Origin of the sequence: Draconibacterium sp. IB214405 (assembly GCF_033963885.1) — a bacterium.
Taxonomy (GTDB): Bacteria; Bacteroidota; Bacteroidia; order Bacteroidales; family Prolixibacteraceae; genus Draconibacterium.
Map to the genome: position 1 here is coordinate 1124504 of NZ_JAXBMA010000001.1, position 18109 is coordinate 1142612.

Consider the following 18109-nt stretch of genomic DNA (forward strand, 5'->3'; position numbering starts at 1 on the left):
ATCCGGATCCTGCTTTTTCCTTTTATCTCGTCCGTGTCATATCTTCATCCACACAAATCGTAAAATCAGCCAGTCCGGTGTTTTTTTCAGTCAGCTCCGAAATGTCATCCTGAGTAACCGAATGTATCGTTACAATTTTCAGATTTGGGTTTTCATGTTTTAGATACCAGAAAATACTTTCAAAATTTTGCGAATGGTAGGCACCGTGATAATGCAAAAGCACCTTTCCCGGTTCCCAGTTTTTCAGGATAAAATGTGCCATAGTAGCATCTTTTATCGCCTGGGCTTTTGGGAAATTAGATGTTACATGACTTCCCATTCCTTCCATTTTCATCATGCTGGCGTAACAATTCAGCGTTGAATCGTAAGCCGGTGGCAGTGGAGGTAAATAGGTTTTTGCTTCGTCCGATAATTCTTCCAGCCCTTCAAAACCCTGTTTGTTTACTAACGATGCATAACGGCGCGGAACATTGGTTGCCACAAAATACAGTCCGCTGTCTTTGGCAAATTCTACCAAAGGTTTGTAGTCGGTTTTGTAATTGGGCCATAAACGAATTTCGTCTTCAAAATTCCGGTTCGATATTTTCCCCGACAAGTATTCATCCATAATCACCTGGTTGTCGCTTTCAAACATTTCGGCACCCAAAACTAGGTTTTTACCGTTTTGTTGATACAGTTCTTTTGTAAGTTCCATTTGTAACCAGTGCGAAATTGGATTGTCGTGTAACTCGCCAAACAAAACGATATCGGCGTCCTCGATAGCCTTCAGCATTTTTTCGTACTTCGCCGGCTTGCCTTCTTTATTATAGAGAAGGTAGGCAGGTTTGTCGGATTTAAACGAGGAGAATAAAAGCAAAGAGATGATACTTAAAATCAGGATGTTCTTCATTATAGTTATTTTTAAACACAGTTTACAACAAAAAAAGCTTCATAGAGTTTATGAAGTAAAGTAAAAGCCTGAAATGTACAAAATCCTGCTTTCAATAATGTTTGTTTTTTTTGCCGAATTTTCATTCGCACAACGATGGACGGAAACAATGCAGGTTGATGTTGATGGATTGGAGCGCACTTACGAACTTTTTGTACCTGAAGATTATGATGAAGGGAAAAATTATCCTGTAGTATTTATTCTGCATGGCGGAGGTGGAAGAGCCGGCCGAATGCCACATTTTACACGTTACCGGTTTAATGATCTGGCCACGCGCGATGGATTTATCGCCGTTTACCCGAATGGTTATAAAAAAGGATGGAACGATGGCGATCGCGATACGCTGGCTGTCGCCCGAAGATTAAATATCGACGATGTGGGCTTTTTTGATGTAATGATCGACGATCTCGACAAAAAACTTTCGATTGACAAGAAACGTATTTTTGCCTGTGGAATTTCGAACGGTGGATTTATGGTGCAGCGTCTGGCATTGGAACGCTCCGAAGTTTTTAAAGCCATTGGAGTGGTGGCGGCAAATATGAGCGAAGATCAGCAAAAAATGGTTCCTGAAAATCCTGTCTCGGTGCTGTTTATTTGTGGCACTGCCGATCCGCTGGTTCCTTATAATGGAGGACCGGTAATGGTTTTAAAACAAAAAAGAGGAGAGGTGGTAAGCGTTGACAAAAGCGTTAATTTCTGGAAAGATCAAAACGGCTGTTTTGAATTGACAGAAGAAAAAGAATTACCCAATATAAATAAAGCAGACGATTGTACGGCGCATAAAACGGTTTGGCAGAATCCAAAAGATGCAAGCATCCGGGTAATAAATATTCGCATTGAAAATGGTGGCCATACCTGGCCGGGCACACGACAATATTTGCCGAAAAAGCTGATTGGGAATATGAATGAAGATATTAATGGATGTGATGAAATTTGGGAGTTTTTTAAAAGTATAAAAACAAATTAAATGTTGGAAACCGGTTTTATTTATAGCACAATTATCGATCCGCTGTTGGGAAATTTGCGGAAACGCCTGGCTCTGGAAATTGAAAAAGGCGATACGGTAATTGATATCGCTTGCGGAACCGGTGCTCAGTTGTTTGAGCTGGCAGATACAGCAAGTTCGGTTACCGGTATTGATCTTTCGGCATCAATGATACGTTATGCTACTAACAAAGCCAAAAAGGAAAATATTAGCAACGCCTCGTTTGTTGTTTGCGACGCTACCGACCTAAGTTCTTTTTATCAGCAGAAATTTGATGTGGCCATACTTTCTATGGCTTTACACCAGTTCGATCCGAGCCTTCATAAGGTCATTCTCGCAGAGGTAAAAAAGGTATCAAAAAAATTAGTTGTGTTGGATTATGCTGTTCCTTTACCCAGAAACTATGCTGGTGCGGGAAGTAAAGTGGCCGAATTTCTGGCAGGGATTGAGCACAACCGTAATTTTAAAAGTTATAACCGGGCAGGTGGTTTAAATGCCATTTTGCCTGCAAGTGGTTTTACGGTTGAACGATCGAAACTCATTGGTAAAGGAGCCTTCCAATTGACTGTTGCACGAAATCATTCCGAGTGATTTAACACTTTTAACATTCCTAAATCTTGTTTAACAATAATTTGCCTTAGTTAAGTCGTCTTAACAGAATTATCAGCTACTTTTGAAATGTATTTAGGAAAATAAAGCTGTTAGAATACAGAAAAAAGTATTCAGAAAACGTCAGAAACGTTGGGTTGTCTTTCAAAAAAAGGCAGCCCTTTTTATTGATTCATTTGTTCTTTTAACCATTTTGGGCGGTTGGTTGTAATTCCTGTCACGCCAATATCGGTATGGCGTTGTGCTTCTTCCGGATTATCAATTGTCCAAGATAGAACTTCCAGATTTAGATCTTTTGCCTGTGCCACAATTTCCTCGTCGATAATTGAGTTTTTTAAGTTTACGCCGGTGAGTCCTTCCGCAGCAGCCTCTTCCATTTTTTTCTTTATTCCCGGTTTTATCGAACTTAACCAGTAACATTTGTTATCCGGAAATTCCTTGTGGGTGTTAATGATAGTTTCCCATCCAAAACTGATAAAAACAATTTGATCGATTTTTTCACTATTGTCAATGGTTCGGCGCAGTGCAGGAATAATATCGTCGCCTCCTGCTTTAATTTCAACAACCAGTGTTTTGCCTTCGGGAACTGTTTCAATAATTTCTGACAGGAATGGTAACTTTTCGCCTTTAAATTCTTCCCCTTTCCACGAACCGGCATCCAGATCGCGCAATAAAATAGAAGGTGTTTTTGCAATGGTCAGGTTTGTTTTTCCGCTGCAGGTTCGTTTTGTGTCTTTGTCGTGAATAACAATCACCCGGTTGTCTTTCGACAGGTGCACGTCAACTTCAACTGCGTCGGCTCCTAATTCCCATGCCAGTTTAGCCGAAGCAACCGTATTTTCAGGAGCAAGATACGAGGCTCCGCGGTGTGCAATAAATGTATTTTGAGCCATTGTTGTAATCCCTGTTAAAAGAAGAATTAGTGCGAGTGTTGTTTTCATATCTCTAGTTTTCATCAATCGAATATAAAAATATTTTTAGCTAATGTAAGCATACCAATTCTATTTTAAAATTAGTCTTAAATTGTTTTGAATATTTTGAGCTTAGACAAGGCAAAAAATTGAGGCATAGCCAGGTTCTGTCGATATTTTTAAACGAAGTATAAGCTTAAAAGAACGAAATAATAAGGCTTATTTTAATGTAGTATTGGTATAAAAGTGTAGTTTTGAAACTCCTTTTTAAGCTATTTAAACAGGGCTTGCAGTACACGCAATGAGCAAAAAGAAAATTCAAAATCAAAAGTCATCAGGTTTTTTCAGTAACCCGGGAAAATGGACTGTGGTTGTGTTGTTAAAAGCCATTGCGTTGCTTCCTTTTGGGTGTTTGTATTTTCTTTCGGATGTGTTGTACGTGGTAATAAAAGCCCTCGTAAAGTATCGCAGCAATGTAATAACCGAAAATCTAAAACATGCTTTTCCTGAGAAAAGTGAAAACGAAATTCTGATTCTTCGAAATAAGTTTTACCGTTATTTCTGCGATGTGTCGTTGGAGAGTATTAAACTTTATCATTTGTCGGAAAAACAGCTTCAAAAGCGTATAACTTTTTCAGGAACGGAAGAATTAGATGCGATGGCAAAGGAACGAAATGGTGCAATTTTGCTGGCTTTTCATTACAATAACTGGGAATGGTCGAGTGCTTTGCAACAGCAACTGACTTGCCGTTTGCTAATGGTTTACAACAAAATGCGCGATAACGCAGCCATGGACGATTTTCTGCAAAATGCCCGTCAAAAGTGGGGTGGAGAAGCCGTGCAAATGGGACGTGCAGCAAAGGTTGCTTTTCAGTATTTTGGGAAAACGGAACCAGTTGTGTTGGGATTGATTGCCGATCAAAGTGCGTTGGCCAGCTCACAATTGTGGGCCATGTTTATGAATCGTGAAGCTGCGTTTTTCGCAGGGCCGGTTAAAATCGCCCGAAAAACAAATCAACCTGTATTTTTTCAGTACGCACAAAAATTGGGAAGGGGCAAGTATCAGTATCATTATGAGTTGCTGGTTGAAGAACCCGCTAAAATGGATGATAAGGAGATTTTGTTGCGCTACATCGAAAAAATGGAGGAGGTCATAAAATCGAATCCGGAGTATTATCTTTGGAGCCACAAACGATGGAAGCACAAACGTCCGGAAGGGACGGCTTTAATTCAATAAGATTTTACAGAATGGTTGACGAAAGTTTACGTAAAAAAGACAAACGTTATCACGAAGGATTTTTTAAACGCCTGTTAAACGGCTTATTAGTGCTGCTGCTTAAGTTAGTTTCTATTTTGCCCTTTTGGGTGATTTACGGCATTTCCGACTTTTTTTACCTCATTGTTCGTTATGTAATTGGTTACCGAAAAAAGGTGATTCAGGATAACCTGCGCCATGCTTTTCCTGAAAAAAACGATCAGGAAATAAATGCGATAATGACGCGCTATTACCGTCATTTCTGCGATTTTTCGTTGGAGACGATTAAGTTGCACAGTATGAGTGTCAGGCAGATGGATAAACGTTTAAAAGTTACCGGATTGGAATTGCCGCAAAAATATGCTGCTGAGGGCAGAAGTCTTATGCTGCTTGGATTTCATTACAACAACTGGGAATGGTGCAGTTCTATTCAAACAAAATCAGCGCATAAACTGCTGATGATTGTAAACCCGATTCGTGGCAACATGGCTTTTGAGAAGTTTATTGAACACTCGCGCAGTAAATGGGGAGGCGAATCGGTGCCGGTACATAAATCGGCACGTGCTGCCATTCAATACGTAAAACGCGGCGAACCTGCTGCTCTGTGGTTGGCGGCCGACCAAACACCACCGGCAAATTCACCATTCTGGACCATGTTTTTAAACCGCGAAGCACCATTTTTTACAGGCCCGGAGAAAATTGCCATTAAAACGAACCAGCCCATATTTTTCCTGCATCTGAAAAAGTTAAAACGAGGACACTACGAAGCAAACTTTTCGCAGCTGTTTGAAGATCCGTCGAAAGTAGAATCGAAAGATATTCTGTTGACTTACATTCGCAAGATGGAGGAAGTGATCAGGGAAACGCCTGAATATTATCTGTGGTCGCACCGTCGTTGGAAACATACACGCCCTGAGGGAATTGAGCTAACCATATAACCTACTCGGCAAATGAAACCGATAAGAGTATTGAGCATCCTCGTTTTTGTTTTTTGTATCTCATGCAATTCTGATGTTAAGAATTACGAAAAAGGCATGTTGGATAAACCGACAAGTGAGTTGGTTTTTGACAAAACAAAGTGGGATACAAAAAAGGGGAGAAAATATCCTTATCGTGATAAAATGGTGAATGAGGTTGTTTATAACGATACGATCCGAACGCTTCAGAAACCACAAATTCTAAATTTACTTGGCGAACCCGACCGCAGCAACGAAAACTACATTTATTACCTGATTAAACAGGAACGACTGATCTTTTGGCCGCTACACAGCAAATTTATGGTGGTTAAATTTAAGGATGATTCATCGGTTGAGTGGATTCGGATTCATCAATAGGTCGGATAAAAAAGAATCCGGTGGATTCAAATATTTATAGAAAATTCAAATACAGGGGGATGGTACGACTCCGGCCGGAGTCGAATTCTTTTTTATTCAATGGAGCTATAAATATTTGATGCCTCCGGCATAACAAAAGACAGCTATCCCTTTTTAAATACAAGGCTTTTCCAGATAATAATCCAACCCCGACGGGGTTGTAATTCAATCGGTATATTTGAGTTATTATAATCAAATTCTTATGGAGTTTTTCGGTCAGCTAATTAAAAAATCCGGTACGAATTTTAGTTTAGTAAAAGCGAGTTGGGGCTTGTTGCCGATAACCCGGTACGGGTTAGATATTCTTAAACCGACTTATTAACAATATGTACTCATCACTCCCACAAAAAAAAGGCCTCCCAACCGGGAAACCCTTTATTTTGAATTAAAATTTTGCAAGAAAAAAGGAGAACCGGCGTTTCACATTCTGGTCAAGGGAAAGTGATTTCGTTTCGGATAATAGATTTCCTCGTTCGGCCGGAACTCCTGAAAAAACTGCACTATAAAATAACATAGTCGAATCCGACTACTGCTAAATTCTAAATTTATATTGTCACAGAACTAGTTTGCCTTACGGCAAAACAGTGTCGCCCATTAAGTAGGTGTCTACTTCGCGGGCAGCAGCACGACCTTCGTTAATGGCCCAAACCACCAACGATTGTCCACGGCGTGCATCGCCGGCAGCAAAAACCTTTTTAATGCTGGTTTTAAATTCACCGTATTCGGCTTTGTAATTCGAGCGTGCATCGCGCTCCATATCAATTTCCTCAGCAATTTTATCTTCTGGTCCTAAAAAGCCCATCGCCAACAGAACTAAATCTGCTTTAATGTATCTTTCAGTTCCTGGTATCGCTTGTGGCATTCTACCGCCATTGTCGGTTTTAATCCACTCCACCTCAACAGTGTGCAAGGCTTTTACTTTGCCGTTGTCACCTTCAATTTTTGTGGTCATTATCGAATATTTCCGAGGATCTTTTCCTTTTGCCAAAATTGCTTCGTGCTGACCGTAATCGGTTTTTTCGTTGCCGGGCCATTCGGGCCAAGGATTACCGTCAGTGTTACGTTCTTTTGGCGGTTGCGGCATAATCTCCAGTTGAGTAATGCTTTTACAACCGTGGCGCAAGGATGTGGCTACACAGTCGGTACCGGTATCGCCACCACCAATTACAATTACATTTTTACCTTTTGCCGAGATGTAATTTCCATCTTCCAGTTTACTGTCGAGCAAACTTTTTGTGTTGGCCGATAAAAATTCCATGGCAAAGTGTACGCCATCCAGTTCGCGACCTTCAACATTCAGGTCGCGTGGTTTTGTTGATCCGGTGGTTAAAACAACCGCATCAAAATCGTCGAGCAACTTTTTAGTACGAATGTCTTTACCAACCTCAGTATTCGTTTTGAAAATAATTCCTTCAGCTTCCAGTATGTCAACACGGCGTTGTACCACGCTTTTATCCAGTTTCATGTTTGGAATACCGTACATCAGCAAACCGCCGACACGATCATCGCGCTCAAAAACTGTAACGGTATGACCTGCTTTGTTCAGCTGTGCTGCACATGCCAGTCCGGCCGGACCAGATCCTACAACGGCTACCGATTTTCCTGTGCGGGATTCCGGTGGCTCAGGAACAACCCATCCTTGCTCGAAACCATTGTCGATAATGGTACGCTCGTTGTCGTGAATAGTAACAGCAGGCTCGTTAATTCCCAACACACAACCTGCTTCGCAAGGTGCAGGACAAACTCTTCCTGTAAATTCAGGGAAGTTGTTGGTGTGGTGCAATCGTTCCAATGCATCTTTCCAGCGACCTTTATAAATCAGGTCGTTCCACTCCGGAATCAGGTTGTAAACCGGACATCCCGAAGCGCCGTTGTGCAATAATGCCCCGCGATGACAGAATGGAACACCGCAGTCCATGCAGCGCGCACCCTGAGTTTCGCAAGTTTCTTTATCGCGTAATATGTATACCTCGTTCCAATCTTTGAGGCGCTCCTCAACTTTTCGTGTTGGATTGGAAACTCTTTTATATTCTAAAAATCCTGTTGGCTTTCCCATGTCTTAGCGTCTATAAAAATTACAAGTTAGCCAGATGCATATCAAATGCAGCGTCAATAACATCAGACTCTTTTTCGTATTTACCCGTTTTGCGGGCCTCTTCAATGTAGTTCAGCATGCGCTTGTAATCGGTAGGAATTACCTTTACAAACTTGCCTACAGTCTCATCCCAGTCGGAAAGAATATATTCAGCAACCGTTGATTCGGTTTTGTCCAGGTGTTTTTGGATCATTGCTTTCAGTTCTTCCTGTTCTGCACTATCCGTTACTCTTTCCAGCTGAATCATTCCCTTGTTGCATAGCCCCGGGAAAGTTCCGTCGATGTCGAGAACATAAGCAACACCGCCCGACATACCGGCACCAAAGTTTCGTCCTGTTTTTCCAAGAATAACAGCTTTTCCTCCCGTCATGTACTCGCAACCGTGGTCGCCAATACCTTCAACAACAACTTGTGCACCTGAGTTTCGAACACAGAAACGTTCGCCGGCAACACCGCGGATATAAGCTTCGCCGCCGGTTGCTCCGTAGAAACTTACGTTACCAACAATAATGTTTTGCTCCGGAATGAACTGTACATTTTTAGCCGGGTAGATCGATAAATGACCACCGGATAAACCTTTTCCGAAATAGTCGTTTGCATCTCCTTCAACTTCCAGCTCGATACCTTTACAAACAAATGCACCAAACGATTGTCCTGCTGAACCTGTCATTTTGAAATGGATCGTTCCGTCAGGCAAACCTTCTCCTTTATGTACTTTGGTTACTTCGTGCGACAGAACAGTACCAACACTTCGGTTGATATTTTTGATCTCAAATTCTGCCGACACTTTTTCGCCGTCTTTAATTGCTTTTTGTGCAGCTTCAACAAATTTCCAGTCGAGAATTTCTTCCATCTGGTGATCTTGTTTTTTGCTGCAGTAAAGTCCTTCTTCTTCACCCGTTGTTTCTTTGTAAAGAATTGGGCTTAGGTCGAGACCTTTATATTTCCAGTTATCAATGTCGTCTTTAAACTTCAGGCACTGCGACTGACCCACCATTTCGTTGATGGTGCTGAAACCAAGCTCTGCCATAATCTCACGAAGCCCTTCAACCAGGAATTCGAAGTAATTTACAACGTGATCAGGATTTCCTTTGAATTTACCACGTAATCTTTCGTTTTGTGTGGCTACACCTACAGGGCAAGTGTTGCTGTGGCATTTACGCATCATAATACAGCCTTCAACAACCAATGCCATTGTTGCAACTCCCCACTCTTCGGCACCAAGTAATGTTGCAATAGCAAGGTCGCGCGATGTTTTCATCTGTCCGTCGGACTGAACCACAATGCGGTTACGCAAGCGGTTGCGAACCAGTGTTTGGTGTGTTTCCGACAATCCTAGTTCCCAAGGCAAACCGGCGTGTTTGATCGAACTAACAGGTGATGCTCCCGTTCCTCCGTCGTATCCTGAAATCAGTACGGCATCGGCTTTTGCTTTACAAACTCCTGTGGCAACAGTTCCAACCCCGGTTTCAGAAACCAGTTTCACGTTAATACGTGCATCGCGGTTACTGTTTTTCAGGTCGAAGATTAGCTGTGCCAAATCCTCGATCGAATAAATATCGTGGTGCGGTGGAGGAGAAATCAATCCTACTCCGGGAGTTGAGTTACGTGTGCGTCCGATCCAGCCATTTACTTTATGACCCGGAAGGTGACCACCTTCGCCCGGTTTTGCTCCCTGCGCCATTTTAATCTGAAGCTCTTTTGCCATGCTCAGGTAGTAGCTGTTTACTCCAAAACGTCCTGATGCAATCTGCTTGGTAGCCGAACACATATCGTCGCCATTTGGCAACTTGGTGTAACGAATCGGGTCTTCACCACCTTCTCCAGAGTTTGATTTTGAACCAATGCGGTTCATGGCAATGGCCAGCGTTGTGTGTGCTTCCCACGAAATAGAACCGAACGACATCGCTCCCGTGGCAAAACGGGTAAGAATACTTTCTGCCGGTTCAACTTCTTCGAGTGGAATTGGTTTCCGGTCAGAAGTAAAGTCCATAAGTCCACGTAAAGTGAATGCGGCTTCTGCCTGATCGTCAACTACACTACAATATTTTTTGTATTTCTCGTAATCGTTTTTTCTTGTTGCTTCCTGAATCAGTTGAATGGCTTCAGGACTTAATAAGTGGCGTTCGCCATCTTTACGCCAGTGGTATTCACCGCCGGGTTCCAGGACTTTTGCTCCGCCCTGACGAGTTGGGAATCCTTTTCGGTGACGCATCATTGCTTCTTTAGCAATGTCATCAAGGCTAAGCCCTTCAACACGGCTAACTGTACCGGTAAAGTATTTGTCAATTACTTCTTGCTTAATTCCAACAGCTTCGAAAATCTGTGCTCCCTGGTACGATGCCAGAGTAGAAATACCCATTTTTGAGAACACTTTCAACAGACCGCCACCAATAGCTTTTACATAGTTTTGGATAGCTTGTTCCTTGGTCAAATCGCCAAGTGCACCTTCATTCACCAAATTTTTGATGGTGTCGATGGCCATGTATGGATTTACAGCAGAAACACCATATCCCAACAAAGTTGCAAAATGATGAACTTCGCGTACATCACCGGCCTCCATAATAATATCGGCTTTACCACGCTTTCCAACACGGATTAGGTGATGGTGAACAGCCGAAGCTGCCAGTAACGATGGAATCGGCGCATGGTCGGTGCTGATCGCAAAGTCAGACAATAAAATGATTGAATAAGCTTCGTCAATAGCATCTTCAACATACTGACACAGACGCTCGAGTTTGGTTTCCAGAGTGCCTTCTTTTTCGTCGGCATGGAAAACAATACTGATCTTTTTTGTTTGGAAATGCGTGTGATCCACATAAGCCAGCTTAATCAACTGCTCGTTGGTTAAAACCGGTTGGTGAACTGCAATTCTGCGACAATGTTCTGGCGATTCTGTCAGAATATTTTTGAAACCTCCCAGGTAGGTTCTCAAGTCCATTACAATACGCTCCCTGATCGGGTCGATTGGCGGATTGGTAACCTGGGCGAATAATTGTTTAAAGTAGTGCGACAAATGCACCGGACGATCAGAAAGAACAGCCAGCGGATTGTCGGCTCCCATCGAGCCAAGTGCTTCGCCTCCATTCATCGCCATCGGTTTCAGGATCACCTCAATATCTTCGTGGGTAAATCCAAAAGCTTTTTGTCGTTTAAATACTGTTTTCTTATCCGGCTCTTTTAATTCCAGATCAGGAATAAAAGGAAGTTCATCCAGATAAGTCATATTTTCTTTTACCCATTCGCCATAAGGTTGGCTTGAGCAAATTTCAGATTTTACTTCTTCGTCAGAAATAATACGGCCTTGTTCCAGATCGGCAACAAACATTTTCCCCGGTTGCAAACGACCACGAATTTTTACCTGATCGTGCGGAACATCGATTGCACCTGTTTCTGATGACATGATCAACGTATCGTCTTCTGTCAAACAATAACGCGACGGACGTAAACCGTTTCGGTCGAGCGTTGCTCCAACAAGTACACCGTCAGTAAAACATACCGATGCCGGGCCGTCCCAAGGTTCCATCATTGCAGAATAGAATTCGTAGAACTCTTTCTTTTTCGGATCCATGTCAGGATTATTTTGCCATGCTTCAGGAATAAGCATCATCATTACATGAGGTAACGATCTGCCGCTTAACACAAGCATTTCAATGGCCATGTCGAGGTTGGCACTGTCCGAATCGCGGATATCGCAGATCGGGAAGATCATCTCCAACTCTTCTTTTGTAAATGCCGAGCACTCCAAAAGCACTTCGCGGGCACGCATCCAGTTAATATTACCCTTGTTGGTGTTGATTTCGCCGTTGTGGGCGATATAACGGAAAGGCTGCGACAGTTTCCATGAGGGGAAAGTGTTGGTTGAAAAACGCGAGTGTACCAACGAAATAGCACTCACAGCCAACGGATTTGTAAGGTCTTTAAAATATAGAGTAACCTGTTCGGTTGTTAACTGACCTTTGTAAATAATGGTTTTATACGAACACGAAATAATATTCAGTCCGTTATAACCGATTCCGGTAACCGATTCGCGAACCAGCTTTTCTGTGTATTTTCTGAAAACAAAAAGTTTGCGGTCGAATTCTTCAACCGACATACCGTCAGGTTTTCCTATAAAAAGCTGTTGTACATATGGTTCTGAAGCCAGCGAATCGCGACCCAGATCTGAATTGTCAACCGGAACTTTCCTGTAACCTAAGTATGGTAAACCAAATTTCTTAAGGTTTCTTCCGATAATATCTTTACACTCCGAACGTTTTCTGTCCTCTTTCGGAAAGAAGATCATGGCCACGCCATATTCTCCAAATTGAGGTAATTTAATGCCCTCTTTCGGACATTCTTCCATAAAAAGTTCGTGTGGAATTTGTAGTAGTATCCCTGCACCGTCACCGCTTTTAATATCAAACCCGGTACCCCCGCGATGTTCCATACGAGCCAGCATCGATAAAGCATCAGAAATCACACTGTGTTTCTTTCTGCCCTTTAGGTTCGCTACAAACCCGATACCACAACTCCCATGTTCAAATTCAGGGCGGTACAATCCCTTTGCTACAGGTTCTTTTGTCTGCATCATTATTTCCTTTCTCTTTAAAATTCGCACTAGGCAGTAGTTGGCGCTGTCAATACCAAAATACTGCAAATCTGTAAGTGAAAATCCCTTATTTACTTACGAAGTGAAACCAAAAATAATTAAAGAGGTGTGTATTTGCAATCTATTAAGGTGTTAATTGTGTTTAATAACATACAATTAACCTTGAGAAAAATCATAAAAAACTAAAAAGCTTTTATGGGATATTTTAAAACTGTGACATTTGTCACGTTTTCAGCTACTTGAAGAGCTATTTCAATAAGTTATTTTTTGCTTCTTCTATTTTGTTAAATAGAAATTTATTAACAATCTCCTCTTTTTTATTTTTAATGCTATCGAGACATAAGTTCCCGATACTTCCTTCGTGGCTATGGTTTACGGATTTTTCAGGCGTAAAGTTTCCACTTTCTATTTGTGCACCTACCTGTTTGTAGGCCTCGCGGAAAGGAATTCCCTGCAGAACAAGTTTGTTTACTTCTTCTACACTAAAGAGGTAGTCGTATTTGCTGTCGTTGAGTATATCAGTATTTACCGACATTTTGTCGATGGCCAGCGAAACAATATTCAGGCAGTCGTTCATTTCTTTAAACGACGGTAGAAAAACTTCTTTTACCATTTGTAAATCGCGGAAGTAGCCACTTGGTAAATTGTTGATAATTAAGCCGATTTGTGCCGGAACACCTTGTAGTTTGTTGCAACGAGCGCGCGTTAGCTCAAAAACATCAGGATTTTTTTTGTGCGGCATAATGCTCGAGCCGGTAGTAAACTCGGTGGGCAGGCTTACAAAATTGAAGTTCTGGCTCATAAATAAACAAACATCGTAAGCCAGTTTCGATAAAGTTCCTGCCAGATTAGCCAGGGCAAACGAAACAATTTTTTCAACTTTTCCACGTCCCATTTGTGCATAAACCACGTTGTAGTTCATGTTCTTAAATCCGAGAAGATCAGTCGTCATTTGTCGGTTTAACGGGAATGACGAACCGTAGCCGGCGGCTGAGCCAAGCGGGTTTTGGTTGGTAATGTTGAATGCAGATAAAAGTAATTCCAAATCGTCGGACAAACTTTCGGCATAGGCGCTAAACCACAATCCAAACGATGATGGCATTGCCACTTGCAAGTGGGTGTAACCCGGCATTAAAATTTCTTTTGTTTCTTCGGCACGTTTTAACAGAACATCGATAAGACCGGATGTTGTTTCAGTAATTTCTTTGATGGCATCGCGGGTAAAAAGTTTCAGGTCGAGTAGTACCTGATCGTTGCGCGAACGTCCGCTATGGATTTTTTTACCGAGGTCGCCCAGTTTTTCGGTGAGCATAAATTCAACCTGAGAGTGTACATCTTCAACACCTTCTTCAATGGTAAAATCTCCTTTTTCGGCAACGGCATAAAGATTCTTAAGCTCAGCAAGAAGTGTTGGCAGCTCATCCTTATCGATTAGTCCAACCGACTCGAGCATCGTTACGTGTGCCATCGAACCCAAAATGTCGTGCGTTGCCAAAAACAGATCAAGTTCGCGGTCTTTACCAACAGTAAATTCTTCAATTGCCTTGTTAACAGGTGTTCCTTTATCCCAGAGTTTCATTTTAAAGATGCTTAGAAGGCGACAAGCAGAATACGGAAAGATAAGCCGGATTGCACCTCGGCGCCTCTATTATTAATAATTGCAAAGATAAAATTTCAAATGAAAGCTTCTTTCAATTTGCCGGGCTAAACCCGATAAATAACAAACGGAGCAGAGATATAAAATGGTGCTGAAATTTTTGCGATCAGATAAGCTAAACGGGAAGAGATATTTCTTGCTTAATATTATTAGATTTGCACTTTGTTATTTATGCCGCTGATAGCGCAGAAATCAGGGGCGATTTGGAAAATTCTACCATGAAAAAAGTATTTTTAGCTATAGCTTATCTTATTATTGCTGCATCGTTATATGCTGCATCAAGTTTTTATTTTAATTATGATTTTTGCCACATGATGGTGAAAGAAGATGGGCCGCTTGAAAACCTGACGGCTCTGGTTTTGCTGTTGATTTCGGTGCTGTTTGCTGTGCGTTTGTTTAAACAATATGGCGACCGAAATAAACTTTGGGTGGCCATGAGTGTGGTTGTGGCTGCCGGAGCATTCTTTGGTTTTGGCGAAGAGATTTCGTGGGGGCAGCGTATATTTTCAATTCAAACCGGAGAGTTTTTTTCACAGCATAATTTTCAGGGAGAAACCAACCTGCACAATTTAGAGGTGGGAGGCGTGAACCTGAATAAACTTATTTTTTCTACCGGGCTGGTAGTTGTGTTCGGTGCTTATTTTGCGTTAGTACTTCTGCTATATAAAAAGTGGTCATTCTTCACACGCACGATCGATTTATGGGGAATTCCGGTTCCTAAAATAAGGTATTCAATAATTATAATGCTGTGCACAGGCGTGGTTTTGCTTATTCCTGAACGAAGAATTTGGGAGTTGTGGGAAGCTATTTTTGTGTCTGTTTTGCTTTTGGTGTTTCTCGATCCTTACAATTCGAAGGAAGAGCTTCTTCCGTAAAACAAACTTTTCTTTACTAATTTTTAAGCCTCCAGAATAAAATGCATTAGCCGATTAAACTAATGTTTTTAATCTTTTTGGCCGGATTTAAAAGGATGAGAAACATGATTCCTGTTAATGCCAGTTCGTGCAATTCACTCTCTTTAATCATATTTATTGCCAGTGGAATAAATGCGTTTACGGCAAACAATACTATTATATGGTGAAGGCGTGGAATCGGAACACCATAATCTATTACCAGTTTACGAATTGCTTTTACTTTCCATGTAAGAATTGGCAGAAGAATAAAATAAGTGATGAGTGCAACAAACATTAGTTGCGAAAATATGAGGATATTTAAATCTACTCCGCCAATTTCAAGGTTGTGCAGATTGGTTTCGCCTTGGTAGTTGTTTTGCATAAAATATTCGCCCGATTGTACCGAGAAAATTCGTTGCCCCCAGGAGATTTCCTCGCCCAGTCCAAAAAAGAAAACAAAAGAAGCCAATGCATTAAAAAATATTCGTTTCCTGTTTTTTTCTTTTTTAGCTCGAACGGCTTTAATGGCAAAAATTATCGATCCTAAAAGTAGAAAGAGGGCGGTTAGGTATTCCACCCAGCCATCTTCGCGAATTACACGGAAAAAAGCCTCGCGACTAATCGTACTTTGGTATTTTCCATAAGCCACAAAACAAATAATGAGGGCATAAACTACAATGTCGATAATTGTAATCCACGAAATATTTTTCTTCATTTGTACCAAATTATTATTGAAGGCGTAAAATTAGTATTTTTTACCTTTGCGCTTGTTTAAATTCATCACTAATGAATGATCGTCGTTTTTACTTTGCAGTTATTATTCCCATTCTTTTAATAATTATCTCGGCTTTGCCGGTTCCCTTGGTTGTAAACGCTGCAAAATATGCAGAAGTTGGTCGCGAAATGCTGATGAACCACGACTGGATTAACCTGACAATTGGTGGCGATGCCTACGACCAAAAACCTCCAATGTTGTTCTGGATTGCAGCGGTTACTTTTAAGTTGTTTGGTTTGTCGATACCGGCATACAAACTGGCCGTTCTTCTGTTTTCATTCATCGGGATTTACTCCACTTACCGGCTCGCAAAACTTTTTTACGGAAAAGAAACCGGTTTGCTGGCAGCTTTCTTTTGGATTACGTCATTGGGATTTCAGCACTTTAATAACGATATACACACAGATACCTTACTCGCAAACTTTGTGGTTTTCTCGGTGTGGCAATTTTCTGCCTACCTGAAAAATCACAGGTGGAAGAATTTTTTACTTGGGGCAGTTGGCGTTGGTTTATCGATGTTGGCAAAAGGGCCGGTGGGAGTTGTAATTCCTGCTGCAGCAATTGGTGGAAGTTTGCTTGTTCATAAACAATGGAAAGAGATTTTCAATTACCGTTGGCTGATTGCGCTGGTGATTGTTGGGATAATGATCGTACCTGCAATGGCCGGTTTGTTGAATCAGTTTGGGCTCGAGGGAATCAAGTTTTATTTCTGGACCAATAACGTTGGACGTGTTACCGGTTCATACCACGGAAGTAGTACTGATTATTCTTTCTACCTGCATACATCGTTATACGTATTATTGCCGTGGACCATTTTTATGGTTTATGGTTTTATTCAGGAAATAAGAAGCCTGATCGGCTTACGAAAAAATAAAACTACCGATTTTGAAGTGGTAAACATTTTTGCCGTTGTGGTTTATTTGGGTATTCTGTCGGTAGCGAAACAGCAAAATCCACATTATATGCTTTCGGCGGTTCCTTTTATGTATATAATAAGTGCAAAATGGACGGTGCGTTTGTTTAGTTCTGCTGATAAATCAAAAGCAAGAAATACGGTTGCTATTATTAATAAAGTAATTGCAGTAATTGGAGCTTTGGCTCTGATGGTGATTCCGATTGTGGTTTTCCCGGAAACACGTGTGTGGTTTTGGGCGGTTTACCTGATCCTTTTTGCAGGTGTTATAGTAATGGTAGTTAAAAAGAACGATTTGCCAAAACAGGTAATGATGTTAACATTTACGGTTACAATAATGCTCTTTACCGTTAATGTGAATCTGTTGCCTAATATGTTGACGTTTCATACTTCGATTGAAGCAGCTGAAATTTTTAACGAAAAAGCTCCCGATGGTGCTACATTAAATATATATGGAGAAAAGGCGCGCCTTTGGAATCTTCTGCTTTACTCGAAGGCGCCCGGAACATATTTAATAGAACAAGAAAACCTGGAGGCATTTTTGCCTAAACCCGGAGCATGGATCTATACCACCGAAGACGGTTATGCCAGTATGCAGGAATTGAACCTCGATATGGAGGTTATAAAGAAGTTTACCGGGCACAAACAATTAACCAGTCAGTCTTCACGCTTTCTGAATCCAAAAACAAGAGCCAGTCGTTTTCGTACCATGTATCTTGTGGAGTTAAAATAGTTTAATTCATTTGACGCGCCCCCAAACGAAAATCACAGCATTTTCTTTTGCTTTTATCTTTCTGTTACATGGCTGAAATGTGATAAGAGGATTGTTGTGTCTTGCCTGTTTTATCCATAACGCATTTTTTCTCATTAATTATCCCCGAATTAATTTCTTCTGAAACTGTTTATTTGTGGTCTGAACCAATCATTTTGATGTGAAAACGGCAGTAAAATGCGTCGAAACATATCAAAAAGGTACAATAATGCATCAAATATTAATAATTTGTTAAGCGAATTAATACTGGGCAATAAAATAGGGTGTTGATTGAAAAAAAGTAATTTAATTTGAATCAACAGCAAAAAACAAGGGGGTGATTCCTCGAAAAGGTACAAAAACGAAAATCATA

The 18109-nt window shown here is 41.2% G+C and carries 13 protein-coding genes; 7 read left to right on the plus strand and 6 right to left on the minus strand.

Going from position 1 to position 18109, the window contains the following annotated elements:
- Positions 1-22 precede the first annotated feature (22 nt).
- Positions 23-889: a ChaN family lipoprotein gene (locus tag SLH46_RS04330; protein WP_320279932.1), complete on the minus strand. Its 867-nt coding sequence runs from the start codon at positions 887-889 to the stop codon at positions 23-25.
- A gap of 73 nt (positions 890-962) precedes the next feature.
- Between SLH46_RS04330 and SLH46_RS04335 the strand changes: the two genes are divergently transcribed.
- Together SLH46_RS04335 and SLH46_RS04340 are read left to right on the plus strand one after the other, a co-directional pair.
- Positions 963-1895, plus strand: a complete 933-nt coding sequence (locus SLH46_RS04335) for an alpha/beta hydrolase family esterase (protein WP_320279933.1) — start codon at positions 963-965, stop codon at positions 1893-1895.
- Entirely contained in the window at positions 1896-2504 is a 609-nt protein-coding gene (locus tag SLH46_RS04340) for a class I SAM-dependent methyltransferase (RefSeq protein ID WP_320279934.1), read from the plus strand.
- Between the two features lie 182 nt (positions 2505-2686).
- Here SLH46_RS04340 and SLH46_RS04345 read toward each other — a convergent pair whose 3' ends face one another.
- Positions 2687-3463 carry a glycerophosphodiester phosphodiesterase gene (locus SLH46_RS04345; RefSeq protein WP_320279935.1) on the minus strand — a complete coding sequence of 259 codons (777 nt, stop codon included), beginning with the start codon at positions 3461-3463 and terminating at the stop codon, positions 2687-2689.
- A 271-nt stretch (positions 3464-3734) separates the two neighbouring features.
- On the opposite strand from SLH46_RS04345, the gene SLH46_RS04350 reads away from it, so the two are divergent.
- Genes SLH46_RS04350 through SLH46_RS04360 form a run of 3 tightly spaced genes read left to right on the plus strand, consistent with a single transcriptional unit; the run spans position 3735 to position 6022 of the window.
- A complete protein-coding gene (locus SLH46_RS04350) occupies positions 3735-4670 on the plus strand; it encodes a lysophospholipid acyltransferase family protein (protein ID WP_320279936.1) in 936 nt (311 codons plus the stop codon).
- An 11-nt stretch (positions 4671-4681) separates the two neighbouring features.
- Complete coding sequence (locus SLH46_RS04355; RefSeq protein ID WP_320279937.1) at positions 4682-5626, plus strand: lysophospholipid acyltransferase family protein; 945 nt, start codon at positions 4682-4684, stop codon at positions 5624-5626.
- A gap of 12 nt (positions 5627-5638) precedes the next feature.
- Entirely contained in the window at positions 5639-6022 is a 384-nt protein-coding gene (locus SLH46_RS04360) for a hypothetical protein (RefSeq protein WP_320279938.1), read from the plus strand.
- 610 nt (positions 6023-6632) lie between these two features.
- On the opposite strand, the gene SLH46_RS04365 is transcribed toward SLH46_RS04360, so the two are convergent.
- The 3 genes from SLH46_RS04365 to argH form a co-directional block, all read right to left on the minus strand.
- Positions 6633-8117 carry a glutamate synthase subunit beta gene (locus SLH46_RS04365; RefSeq protein ID WP_320279939.1) on the minus strand — a complete coding sequence of 495 codons (1485 nt, stop codon included), beginning with the start codon at positions 8115-8117 and terminating at the stop codon, positions 6633-6635.
- Between the two features lie 19 nt (positions 8118-8136).
- Complete coding sequence (gene gltB, locus SLH46_RS04370) at positions 8137-12729, minus strand: glutamate synthase large subunit (protein ID WP_320279940.1); 4593 nt, start codon at positions 12727-12729, stop codon at positions 8137-8139.
- Between the two features lie 265 nt (positions 12730-12994).
- Complete coding sequence (gene argH / locus SLH46_RS04375; RefSeq protein ID WP_320279941.1) at positions 12995-14326, minus strand: argininosuccinate lyase; 1332 nt, start codon at positions 14324-14326, stop codon at positions 12995-12997.
- Positions 14327-14622: 296 nt separating this feature from the next.
- Here argH and SLH46_RS04380 point away from each other — a divergent pair, with 296 nt between their 5' ends.
- The gene (locus SLH46_RS04380; RefSeq protein ID WP_320279942.1) at positions 14623-15279 is read left to right on the plus strand and encodes a hypothetical protein; all 657 of its coding nucleotides are present in this window, start codon (positions 14623-14625) and stop codon (positions 15277-15279) included.
- A gap of 46 nt (positions 15280-15325) precedes the next feature.
- Here SLH46_RS04380 and SLH46_RS04385 read toward each other — a convergent pair whose 3' ends face one another.
- Positions 15326-16012: a hypothetical protein gene (locus tag SLH46_RS04385; protein WP_320279943.1), complete on the minus strand. Its 687-nt coding sequence runs from the start codon at positions 16010-16012 to the stop codon at positions 15326-15328.
- A 71-nt stretch (positions 16013-16083) separates the two neighbouring features.
- Here SLH46_RS04385 and SLH46_RS04390 point away from each other — a divergent pair, with 71 nt between their 5' ends.
- On the plus strand, positions 16084-17718 hold the full coding sequence (locus SLH46_RS04390; protein ID WP_320279944.1) for an ArnT family glycosyltransferase: 1635 nt from the start codon (positions 16084-16086) through the stop codon (positions 17716-17718).
- Positions 17719-18109: the final 391 nt, after the last annotated feature.